Source organism: Niallia sp. FSL W8-0954, assembly GCF_038005605.1.
GTDB lineage: Bacteria > Bacillota > Bacilli > Bacillales > Cytobacillaceae > Niallia > Niallia circulans_A.
The window spans coordinates 3,889,886-3,902,003 of sequence record NZ_JBBOTN010000001.1; the positions used below are offsets into that span (position 1 = coordinate 3,889,886).

General features: G+C 36.2%; 10 protein-coding genes and 1 other RNA gene. 1 reads left to right on the forward strand and 10 read right to left on the reverse strand.

What is annotated here, in order from left to right:
- Positions 1-3: 3 nt before the first annotated feature.
- Complete coding sequence (locus NX902_RS19260; protein WP_164463697.1) at positions 4-1,359, reverse strand: ABC transporter substrate-binding protein; 1,356 nt, start codon at positions 1,357-1,359, stop codon at positions 4-6.
- 413 nt (positions 1,360-1,772) lie between these two features.
- On the opposite strand from NX902_RS19260, the gene NX902_RS19265 reads away from it, so the two are divergent.
- The gene (locus NX902_RS19265) at positions 1,773-1,979 is read left to right on the forward strand and encodes a YozQ family protein (protein ID WP_095330393.1); all 207 of its coding nucleotides are present in this window, start codon (positions 1,773-1,775) and stop codon (positions 1,977-1,979) included.
- Positions 1,980-2,062: 83 nt separating this feature from the next.
- Here the strand turns inward: NX902_RS19265 and NX902_RS19270 are convergent, their stop codons facing one another.
- The 9 genes from NX902_RS19270 to smpB all read right to left on the reverse strand — a co-directional run bounded on the left by NX902_RS19270 (position 2,063) and on the right by smpB (position 12,034).
- A complete protein-coding gene (locus NX902_RS19270) occupies positions 2,063-3,541 on the reverse strand; it encodes an aldehyde dehydrogenase family protein (RefSeq protein WP_123260614.1) in 1,479 nt (492 codons plus the stop codon).
- A gap of 919 nt (positions 3,542-4,460) precedes the next feature.
- Positions 4,461-5,156 (reverse strand): L-ribulose-5-phosphate 4-epimerase, encoded by a 696-nt coding sequence (gene araD, locus NX902_RS19275; RefSeq protein WP_095330391.1) that lies wholly within the window; start codon positions 5,154-5,156, stop codon positions 4,461-4,463.
- 67 nt (positions 5,157-5,223) lie between these two features.
- Positions 5,224-6,282: a galactitol-1-phosphate 5-dehydrogenase gene (locus NX902_RS19280; protein WP_171509913.1), complete on the reverse strand. Its 1,059-nt coding sequence runs from the start codon at positions 6,280-6,282 to the stop codon at positions 5,224-5,226.
- A 167-nt stretch (positions 6,283-6,449) separates the two neighbouring features.
- Entirely contained in the window at positions 6,450-7,874 is a 1,425-nt protein-coding gene (locus tag NX902_RS19285) for a PTS galactitol transporter subunit IIC (RefSeq protein WP_123260613.1), read from the reverse strand.
- An 18-nt stretch (positions 7,875-7,892) separates the two neighbouring features.
- Positions 7,893-8,195, reverse strand: a complete 303-nt coding sequence (locus NX902_RS19290) for a PTS sugar transporter subunit IIB (RefSeq protein WP_095330388.1) — start codon at positions 8,193-8,195, stop codon at positions 7,893-7,895.
- Positions 8,196-8,220: 25 nt separating this feature from the next.
- Positions 8,221-8,667, reverse strand: a complete 447-nt coding sequence (locus tag NX902_RS19295) for a PTS sugar transporter subunit IIA (RefSeq protein WP_123258194.1) — start codon at positions 8,665-8,667, stop codon at positions 8,221-8,223.
- 60 nt (positions 8,668-8,727) lie between these two features.
- Positions 8,728-10,578, reverse strand: coding sequence for a BglG family transcription antiterminator (locus tag NX902_RS19300; RefSeq protein ID WP_095330386.1), 1,851 nt, complete (start codon positions 10,576-10,578; stop codon positions 8,728-8,730).
- Between the two features lie 470 nt (positions 10,579-11,048).
- Positions 11,049-11,407: a transfer-messenger RNA gene (gene ssrA, locus NX902_RS19305) on the reverse strand.
- A 159-nt stretch (positions 11,408-11,566) separates the two neighbouring features.
- Positions 11,567-12,034, reverse strand: coding sequence for an SsrA-binding protein SmpB (smpB, locus tag NX902_RS19310; protein ID WP_016203855.1), 468 nt, complete (start codon positions 12,032-12,034; stop codon positions 11,567-11,569).
- Positions 12,035-12,118: the final 84 nt, after the last annotated feature.

Sequence of the window (12,118 nt, forward strand, 5' to 3'; positions counted from 1 at the left end):
CACTTATTCTTGCTCAAAGTCGACCTCCGCTTGTGCATCTTCAAGAGCTTGCTTTACATTTGCACCATTCTCTAGAACCTCATTTAAAGTGGTTAAATTAAATACTTCATTGATAGTAGTCGTAATTGGCACCGTTTTAATCAAATTTACTTCATCTTGAATTTCCAATAATGTATCAAATGGATTATTAACAAAGTACTTTACATACTCATTGTCTGGATTATGAGTGATATCTTTATTAGTCCAAACCTTTGTATTAACCGGATCAAAACCAAGAATATTCCAGATTTGTTCCCCGCCTTCTTCCGTTAACTTTGCCCAAGTCATAAATTCAGCTGCTAGCTCAGCATTTTCAGAGTCTTTATATACGACTGTACCTGTACCACCTGCACCATTTGAACGTTTTTGACCTTCCTCAAACACAGGTGCTGGGGCAATAGCAAATTTGCCAGACATCTCTGGCATATAATCTGTAAAACGAGACATATACCAAATAGCTTTAGGGAAGGCAGCCACTTCACCTTTTGCCACTGTCGCATAGCCTTGTTCTGTATCAATTTGTCCCCCTGGAGTTACTTCGGCAATCCCGCTTTCTAACCAGCCTTGCTGCATTGTTAGCATATTGTTTAATGAATCCAGCTTCACATTTGCATTGGATGGATCTTTTACCCAAGATTCTCCGTGTTCCGACATTGCTAATGTCAGCCAATCCGCACCGCCAGTATCAACAGAGGTCATATAAACTTCTCCATTAGTAGCCTCTTTTAACTTCTCACCAGCTGCTGCAAAGTCATCCCATGTTTTAATTTTGGTATAATCAATTCCATGTTTTTCGAGAATCTCTGTATTGTAGTACATGACAGTAGCCCCAACATGTGTCGGTACTCCATAATAGTTGCCATCTTTTTCATAAGCATCTAATCGAGATGTCACCAAATCAGCCTTATACGGTTCTACATAACTGTTTAATGCCAGCCATGGAACTTCTCCATCTAAATAGTTAGGAAATTGGCCAATTTCTACATCTGCTAAATCAGGAATCCCTTCTCCTGATTGGACGGATAAAGTTAGTTTCGTATGCATATCTGCATATGGATAGACAGTAAATTTAATTTGAATTTGCTTATCTGGATTCGTTTCATTCCATTTATTCAACATTTCCGTGTAAAATTTTTGGTGTAAATCCACGAATAACCACATATCCAACTTCGCACCATCTTCTGGTCCAACTGTCGTAACCTCTGCTTCTACCTCTTTCTTGTCACTTCCCTTTCCCCCAGAGGAATTCGAACAACCAACAACTAAAACAGCCATCAGAAGAATTACAAAATAGGAAAAGCCTTTTTTGGGTAACCCCATAATCTCTGCCCCCATTCGATTTTTTGTATTTTTGAATTTACGTATTTCAAAGATCACCTCCTGATAGTTAAAACGCTTTCACAAATAGGTATATTACCATCCTCAAATTTTTATGTGTAATTCTTATACGCACTTTTTTATTTTTTCCAAAAAAATGTACGGATGTAATAAGCGTTTTTTTTCAACCCATCAGAAGTGATGAATTTGGATGTGTGTATATTAGTTCACAAAAATTAATCACTAAAAAAAATGTTTATCCCTGTCTCTTCTAGGCTTATCTAACAAATATTTGACCATACATCTTTTGGAACTACTAAGTCAAATCGAAAAGTTCCAAAATTGTATGAGTAATTTTGGTCAATATAGAAGAAAATACATCTGTAGGAGCTATTTACAAAAAAGGAGGATTTCTGTTGAATAAAAAGAATAATGATCAAACTACAAAAGTTGCAGGACGCATGTTTGATCCAAGTGATTATGAAAAAAAAGACCAACTTTCTTCTGGCTTGGCAACTACTCATGAACAAGCTACTGATACTTATACAGAAGGAGAAATTGGTGCTGTAATTGATGATGTGGATGGCGAGGATATAGAGATAGGGAAGAAAAGAACTAAATAACAAATAGAAAAAGGATGCATTCTTTTGAGAGAAAGCATCCTTTTTCTATTTTTCATGCCTATGCTATGCTTGCTAAGAAATTGTTACTCTGGAATATATGGTAATTCAAGTGTTTTCGGGATATTAATTACATGGGTCTCCACATAAGATTTTAATCCTTCTTCTCCATACTCTCTTCCAACTCCAGATTGTTTCACCCCGCCAAATGGGAATCGCACATCCAAGCCTTGAACAGCTGCAGTATTAATCATTGTTGTGCCTGCCTCAATGCGACGGGCAACTTTAATTGCATGTTCTTCTTCGCCCCAAACAGAACTTGTTAGACCATAAATGCTCTCATTGTGTAACTCAATTACTTGCTCTTCATCATCAAAAGGCAAAATTGGCACAGTCGGTCCAAATTGCTCTTCTACAACAATTGGATCATGAAAATCAGCGCCTAATACTAATGTAGGCTGCAGAAAATATCCATTATCCATTAATTCGGGATTGAGAATTTCCCCTAATGGAATCACTTTAGCCCCTTTACTTTTTGCATCTTCTACAAGACTTTTAACATATTTCACCTGATTTTTATTATTTACTGGGCCTACCGTCACATCAGGATGAAAAGGATCGCCAACGCGAATCCACTTATTCGCCGCTTCGATATATTTCTCTACGAAAGCATCATAGATTGATCGATGAACATAAATGCGTTTCGCTATCATACAAATTTGTCCTGCGGTAAGGAAGTTTGAAATAACCATTCTTCGCATCGCTTTTTCATCATTTACATCAAAGTCTTCTAGCACAATTGCGGCATCATTTCCTCCTAACTCAAGCGTCATCTTTTTAATCGTTTCAGAAGCAGCCTTCATAATACTCTTAGCTGTCTTCGTTCCACCCGTGAAGGCAATCTTTGCAACTTTTGGATTCGATGTAAGCTCTACCCCTACCTCTGCATCCCCATGGACAAGATTGAGCACACCTGGAGGAAATTCTTCTGCGATAATTTCTACTACTTTACTGACAGCTAAAGGAGCAAATGGACTTGGTTTTACAACCATTGTATTTCCAGTTAATAAGGCTGGTGCTATTTTAATAGTGGATAAAGAAATAGGATAATTCCATGGAGAAATAGCGGAAACCACACCTACTGGATCAAATGTAATGATTGTTCTCCCATTTTCATGCTCTTTTTCTTGGGGAGCAACAACTTTCTTTACATTCTTGCATGCAAATTCCATCCACATGATAGAGATTGCTATTTCACCTTTGGAATCATATAAAGCTTTCCCATGTTCCCGAGATAACAAAGTAGCTATTTCAGGTGTTGCATCCTTTAATTTTTGAATAGCTCGTTCCATTCTTTCGATCCGCTCATCTACATCCGTCCAAGCCCAGCCTTTTAACGCATCATAAGCTGCATCAATCGCTAGTACCGTTTCTTCTTGCGTATTAAGAGGTGCATATCCTACAATCTCATCCGGATGTGTTGGATTTTCACGTGGAGCTTGCTTTTCAGTTGGTACTTTCTCTCCATTGATAATGGCATGTATAGTAATTGGTCCTGTTTGCATATTCCGACTCCTCCTTGTAGGAATTATTTACTTCATTAGTATGAATTAGGTTGTTAAGGTATATACAGTGAGAACGATAAAAACAATTAGATTTTCTTGAGCGACTTATTAACCACCATAACTTACCGTTACACTATATTAACTTATACACTTTTTAATAGGAGTTTAATCTAGAAAAGCTACTTTTTTTGTGAAAAGAGGATGGAACTGGACAACGGAATTTTCTATAACGGAAAATATCTCCTCTTTCAACTATTTCTCTAATTAATTTTGAAAACTAGTTCGCACGAATATTTGGAGAGGGAGTTTCGACACTCACACTATGAAAAAAGGTATATTCAGTTTGTAGGAGTACTAAATGCACAAACATTTTTATACTTAATAAAAGGGTGGGACAAAACAAAATATATATTGGATAAAGACGAACAATCTCTAATTCAGTGGTGAAACCAATTCGTTCCATTGCACTACAGACACACGATGCGCCGGGGAGCAACCTAAGTCTCCTCGGCTAAAGCCAGTGGGGTCTTAGGCTTTGCTCTGCTTCCCGCAGGAGTCGAGTATCCTCCGTTCCATTTCACTCCTTTTTTAAAGCTTATTTAGTTTTTAAGCAAATTAAAATTACTAGGAAAAAACAGAGCAGACTGAATACACGTAGACTCCTATGGGAGCTGCGAGAAAGTCCAAGACCCCGCAGTTCAAGATGAACGAGGAGGCTTGGCGCTCGCCCCATGGAAAGCGAAGTGTATTCAGTCTGCGGGTGATTACCACAAACCTTTTTTCTTAAAATAAATAAAAACCCCCAAACAATTATACGAATATTCTCTAATATGTACGTATAATTGTTCGGAATTATATTGGGTTGAAATACTTATGTCTCACCCCCATATCCTCGAATAGAAGCTTTTCTCTTTATAAGTTAATTTTGACCATAGTAAGCATATGCTCCGTGTTTTCTAAGATAGTGCTTATCTAATAAATGCTGATCCATAGAAGAAATAGTCGGATTTAGATTAAGTGTATGATAAGCCATTTTGCATACTTCCTCTAAAATAACGGCATGATGAAGTGCCTCTTTTGCATTCTTTCCCCAAGCAAACGGACCATGACTAGATACTAAAACTGATGGAATTTCATTGGGATTTATTCCGTTTTTATAAAATGTTTCTACAATGACATTTCCTGTCTCTCGCTCATAGTCCCCTTTGATTTCTTCTTCTGTTAAACTTCTAGTACATGGAACAGAACCATAAAATGTATCTGCTTGTGTAGTACCTAAAGCAGGCAATTCCTTAGTTGCTTGAGACCAGATAGTGGCCCATGGGGAATGTGTATGAACAATTCCGCCGATATCTTTAAAGTTTTTATACAACACTATGTGAGTACTAGTGTCCGATGAAGGTTTTAAATGACCCTCAACTACTTTCCCTTCAAGGTCAACTACAACTAAGTCACCTACCTTCAAGTCCTCATATTCTACTCCACTTGGTTTAATAACAACTAGTCCCGAATCACGATCAATACCACTTACATTTCCCCAAGTGAATGTCACTAAATGATGTTGAGGTAAACCTAGATTTGCTTCTAAGACTTGTTCTTTTAATTTTTCAAGCATAGTTTTTTTCACCTCTCCTTAATGATTCCCTATTTTTTATACTTTGCGAAAATTTATCTATCAACTACTAGTTATCACCAAAAGATACTAAAACCTTATTGTATTTCAATGTTCGATCTGCCATTTTTTTTAAATAGGCACCAACTTCATCAACAGTAATCTTATGAGAAATCATTGGTTTAAATTTCAGAGTGCCTTTTGTCATGAAATCTAAAGTTGCTTTCCAAGCAATCCCCGGATAGGGGGCTGTATATGAATTCCATGTACCTTGAATTTTTATCTCACCTCGAAGAACATGCTCTATTGCCTCTTCTTCTAATGGAAGATTTGAATGTGCAATACCCAAAAAAACTACACGTCCTTTTTTCTTGGCTGCTAATATGGATTGTTGCTGAGTAATTTTACTTCCGGCTGTTTCAGCAACAACATCTGCTCCTCCATCAGTAAACTTGCGGATTTGTTGAATAACATCAGATACTTTAGCATTTATTACAATATCTGCTCCTAAATCCCTAGCTAGTTCAAGTTTTTCTTCAAATATATCTACCGCAATAACAGTAGATGCCCCAAAGATTTTTGCCCATTGTATTGTTAACTGTCCAATGGGTCCACACCCCATTACGACTACCGTTTCACCTGGTTGAATTTGTGCTTTTTGTAAGCCATGGTAACCAATTGTAGCAGGTTCAACTCCTGCAGCCGTTTCATAATTTAGTCGATCATCAATTTGCAGAACATGCCTTTGGGGTACTTTTACATATTCAGCAAACGCTCCATTACTTCCCGTTCCAATAATGTTATAATTTTCACATAGTGCATAATCACTTGCCTGACAAAATTTACATTCCCCACACGGTACAAGTGGCGCAACTACCACTCTATCTCCCTGTTTTACATTCGTTACATTTCTCCCAATTTCAGCGACTTTTCCAGTAAACTCGTGTCCTAAAATAAGTGGATATGTCCGAGCTCCACTTATCATAGAACGCGGTACATCAGAACCGCAAATACCACAATAAACTACCTTGATTAAAACTTCATCTTCATTGATTTGCGGTATGTCTATTAACTCTGTTTGAATATTTCCCAATGAGTATAAAACTGCTGCTTGCATTTTTTGTTGCATTTTCAAACTCCTTTCTCTATTTTTATGGACACTTTCTGCAATTATATAAAATTGTAATTTCCACCCATTTATCCGGTATCCTAGCCAACTCGAAATCATTTGAGAACTTTCATGTCCTCTTATTCTTCCGTGCTGACTAGCCACCAATACAGTGCAGAACTCTCTATCTATGCTGCGGAAGAGGTTTCTTTGTCTTGAGAATTTTTCTCAGCTTGACGATCTAAATAATCGTAAATTGCCATTTTATTTTTTCTAAAAAAGAACCATAGAATGAAATAAGCGACAATCGTTAATCCAATAAATATAGGATTCTGACTTAAAAATGCTAAAAAAATTAATCCCATTAATGGCTTTCCCAGTATATTAAAACTTGTTATTAACAATGCTCCAGCTGGTAAAGCAATGCCGACGTCTTTGGCAATTTCGGTAAATAAGGGTGCTGTATACGTACACATGTATAATCCAAGACCAAACCAGATAGCTCCATTGACCATAATCTTAGCGATATTACCATTTGAAATAGCCACCAGGCCTTGGACCATAAAGGGAATAGCTAATAAGTCAACAACTGGTAGCACTTTATTTCCTGGAAGAACCATCGCTAGAAATACCATCACTGGAATTAATAATACTCCTGTCATTAATGTTGCTTGTTCTCCAAAACCTGCTGCATCATTGACAGCCAAATACCATTCTCGATTAGATCCTTTTTCTTTTTTGACCGTATTTTTTCTAGCTGCCTCTGTAATTGGACTAAATGCTTGAGCAAAAAGCCCCGCAACGCGCGGGAAAATTGCCATTACCGCACTTGTTGCAATTCCAACTAAAGCAATGGATCCCCATGCATCCAAACTATTTAATGTTGTTAAATTACCTAATACTCCAATGAATATTCCTAGAAACAACCCCAAAGTAATAGGTTCACCTAAAAATCCTAACCGCTTTTGCAAGGTTGCTGGATTTAATTTGATTTTATGGAATCCCAGTTTATTTAAAAGGGGATCCATTAAAACTCCAAATATAGTAGGTTCAATATTATGCATCGCAATAATTGTTGCATTTGGATAATTGTAATATTTTGACCATCTTCTTGCCATCAGCTCTGCATTCAATAAGCTATAAAGGTTAAGAACAATCATACATCCAATCGATAAAATCATATTATCTGTGACCAGATAAACCATTGATCCCCAAATCACATAGGAATAATTATTCCATAAGTCTGATGGCTGGAAAACATCTGTCCACTTCACAAGGAATAGTACCGTTTGCAAAATTAGTCCAACAGCTAGGAATATCATCCCCGGTTCGGTAGAAAAGCCTACTATTGCTGTGGCTTGCCATCCCACATCAAAACCTGTTAATTCCATTCCAGTAATATCAACCATGTTTTGAATTACAGGTGAAATAATTGGTGTAAAGGCGCCTAGAACCATTGTAAATCCTTGTAATCCAATACCGGCATAGAGAGCGGAAATAAATGCTTTCTTCATCGATACTTTAAGTAATAATGCAATAATAAAAATAATGATTGGAACTATAATTGGAGCGCCAAACGTATCAAAAACTTCTTTCAACGTTTCTAAAAACATTCCCATTCCCCCAGTCTATTATTTATTTAGCGCTTTAAGCACTTTTTCCACTTCCTCATAAAACTCATCTTCACCTATTCCAGTTAAACAGCTGCTAGCACTAATGGTTGGGATACCATAATCCGCAACTGGCAATGGACTAGTGTGTGTAATTAAGTCATAATTTCCACTTTGAGCATAATTTAGAGCTTCTGTTGGTTTTGCTTCTGTAGTTCTAACATGGAAGCCTCTAGTCTCCATTTCCTCTTTCAGCTTCTCAGCTACCATCGATGACGTAACCGTTCCTGAACCACATACGGACAATATGTTGTAACTTTTCATTAAAAGTCCCCCAATTCAAATTTATTTAAGCTAAAGCACTACTTAAAATATCAGAGATAACTCGACTATCTTCAGCCTTTTCCATTCTATTTAAAAGCTCTTCGTTCTGAAATATAGCCATTAGCTGCTTTAATAATTTCACTTGCTTTTTTGGTTCTTTAACTGCTAGTAAGAAGACTAATTTCACATCAACTTTCTGGGCAGGATCAGCCATTAATTGGAAATTGACAGGTTCTTCTAAGGTTGCTAAAGCAATGGTTGATTCCTTTACATGTGTGGAGTCTGTATGTGGAATAGCTACATTAATACGGCCAATTTGCAGACCAGTAGGTAAAGACATCTCTCGTTGAAGCACTGCATCAATGTAAGTGTCCGTAACATAACCAGATTCTAATAACATCTCTCCCAAAATCTTAATTACTTCCTCAGAGCTATTTACTTTTAATTTTACTTTTACTAAGTCTAAAACCATGATTGTCTCCTCACATTCACATTTCTAATAAAATAATAAACACTTGTGTTAATCCAATTATTAATTAGTGTGCAGCACCTCCATAAATGATTGAAAATCTTTTGTTTGAATTAACTCTTGAACTTTATCTTTAGATTTAACCAATTGATAAAGTTGTTTAAAAACCTTATAGTGATTTTCTCGATCTACTTCACTTGGTAAAATCAAAAAGACAAGTTGCACATTTGTTTTTCCCCATGGGATAGGTTTATGATTGATAGCTATATAAATCATCGTTTCTTCATTTTCCGTTCTTGCAATAGGATGTGGCATAGCTACGTAATTCCCAACTTCTGTTGACGACATCTCTTCTCTTGTTAAAATACCATCTAACAAATATTCCATTTTCACTTTTTCTGTTAATCTTAATAAGAAGTCATGTTTGTTGTTTTCATCTAAAAGAATGAATCGGTTTTCACTTAAAGTCCGATCAAGAAAGCCCTGATTAATTGCTACTGCTATTTTCTTTAAATCTTGTTCATCCAGAAACTCATTAACATGAATAATGGGAATACCATTCTTCTTCACATCCATTGTTGAAATAATTAATGAAATATTTTCTTCTATTTGATCTAACATTTGTAAGGTATATTCTCCTGCAATTTCAATATCTAGAAAATGTCTTTGAATTTTCTGCTTCAATATCATTGAAGCACCAATCCCACTTCCAGATACGATTGCTACTCTTACTTTTTTTCTTTTTGTTCGTTCAATATGTGCAGCAATATGAAGAGCAATGTATCCGATTTCACTTTCTGGCACAACAAAGGTTAAATGTTTCTCCAAACGATGTGCTAAGAGAACTGCAATATGATAAGCTAATAAGTACTCCATCTTAATATGAGAAATATAAGGATTTTCTACATAAAGCTGATATTGAAGAGGATATTGGGCTTTTGCTAAGTGAAAAAGTAATCCAGACACAAGTAGGCGATCTTCATTAAAGCGAAAATCGTATTGCTTCCCAAGATCAACTAAGCTTTTTTCTAACTCTTGTTTCAGTTCCTGAGGAATATTGGTTTCATTATTATAAAAACTAACTATTATACGCTGGCTTATTAGGTGTAGGCTAAAGTACATTTTCTCTTGATTTCCAATATCTATTTGGAATATCTCCTGAACATCCTCTAAAATCTTAGATGCCAATTCAAATTCTTCATAATCTAAAGATTGCTCTACTTCCTTTACTTCGCGGATCTCATATCCATGTCGGATACGGTATATCGCAATAATTAAATGCACTAACAAACTACTTAATTTCCCTGTGGGAATATCGTGAATATACTTATTTAGATTCTCAATCACCACTGTTGACAGTAAATTTAATTCTTCTTCTAAAACCCAGCCACCGAAACGAACTAATAATTCTTTATACAGCTCTTTAATTGTCATAAAGTTTTTTTCTACTAAACTCTCAAGTAATAATCTTTTGTCAAATTCATCCCCCTCTAATCGAATCCCTTGAAAAACTAATGCTTCCACGGATAAATTTCTTTTTTGGGAGGTAATCATTTGAGAAATTCGTTGAATATCTGACCGAATCGTTTGTGGAGAGAAATAAATCATTTGGGATAATTGTTCGTATGTTGTCCATTCCTTGGTATCTAGAAGTGCCTTTACAATATAAAATGCACGCTCCTCAAATTCAATATGATGTCTCTGTTTAAAACCAACTAACTCACCTTCAAGTTGATAACCTTGGCGTTTATTTGAAATGATGCGTGCCCCAATGAGATAGTTATCATTCAAATCTTTAATGTCATTTCTCACTGTTCTGGAACTAATATTTAGCTGTTCACTAATATCATTTCCCGTTACAAACCCATCTGAGTTTTGAAGTATGTGAAGAAGCTTGGTATATCTATCTCTCATAGTGAATACCTCCTGTATCTACATCATAAAAAAGAAAGCACTTTCACGCTATTTTGTTCTTTTTCCTATTAGTAAGGAAAGGAAAGAGTACAACAAAACTCTTCCTAATGATAATGGCAAACTTTAATGATAGATACAACGAAACTTCGTGTAGAGGTAAGTGCAAATGTATTGGCTGCTAGTAGTGAATTGAATTGGAATGCTTTGATGGAAAAGATTAAAAGAGGAGTACGAAGAAAGGAATGATAACACGCAAGACTCTCATAATTAATAAACGACAAGGAAACATGTTATAGAAACCATAGTTCCACTCAATTTAAATTTCTTTCTGCTTAACCAAAAATAAAAAGACAGAAATTCCCATAATACGGAAATCACTATCTTTTTAGACCAAAAATAAAAGTGAAATGAAAAATACATTCCATTGTATGTAGTATTAATAAAAAATAAAAAACCACCAAATATGTATTTGGTGGAGACGGAGGGAGTCGAACCCTCGTCCAGAAATATCGGCACTTAAGCTTCTACGAGTGTAGTCAACATATTCGCATTTCGCTTATTCTTCTGCCTGTTGACAGGCGTCCGATAAGCTAGTCTGGTTGTTCTCTTCCTTCTTCCTCAGACGGTGGAATCCGGCGTAGCCCACTTAAAGTGAGTCCCTGACCCTACCACATGGGCGATGGAGGGAGGAACCGCTAAGCGCTATTAAGCAGCTAAAGCGAAGTTGTTTTGTTGTTTGCCAGTTATAGGCTTTGACGTTTTAACGAGGCCGATCCCCTCGACTCGCAACCTAAGCTCGAACTATCCCTGTCGAATCCGTAGCGTCCCCATTATAAGGATAAAATCAAGTAATTGTTACATTACAAGATTCTTAGCATTTAAGCTTAACGTTTCGGAAGCTCTGAAATAGGAGCTTAAAGTTATGTTGTCTTATCGACATAAATTATTATAACATAACTGGAGCGTATTTCAATTGTAAAGTTTTGGATTACATTTTTTGCCTTTCACGTAAAGCACGTTCAATACTGCGATTTGCTTCTTTACGTTTTAAAGTTTCCCGCTTGTCATAGTTCTTTTTACCCTTACCTAGACCAATCAAAACCTTTGCATAGCCATTTTTAAAATAAAGTTTCAGTGGAACTAAAGCATAGCCCGCTTCTTTTGTATCCCCGATTAACTTATTAATTTGTTTGCGATGTAATAAAAGCTTTCTTGTTCTTAATGGATCATGATTATAGCGATTTCCTTGTTCATATGGACTGATATGCATCCCTAATAGAAATACCTCGCCATTAATAATCCGCGCATATGATTCCTTCAAATTTACTCTTCCTGCACGAATCGCTTTAATTTCTGTTCCTTGGAGAACAATCCCTGCCTCATAAGTCTCTTCAATAAAATAGTCATGGTTTGCTTTTTTATTCTGTGCTACTAATTTCCCTTCACCTTTTGGCATGTCTCTTCCCCCTACTCTGCCAATAATTTTATCAAAAGAACACCTAATATACAAACATCCTCTGCATGTGGCTTCCTTATCCCA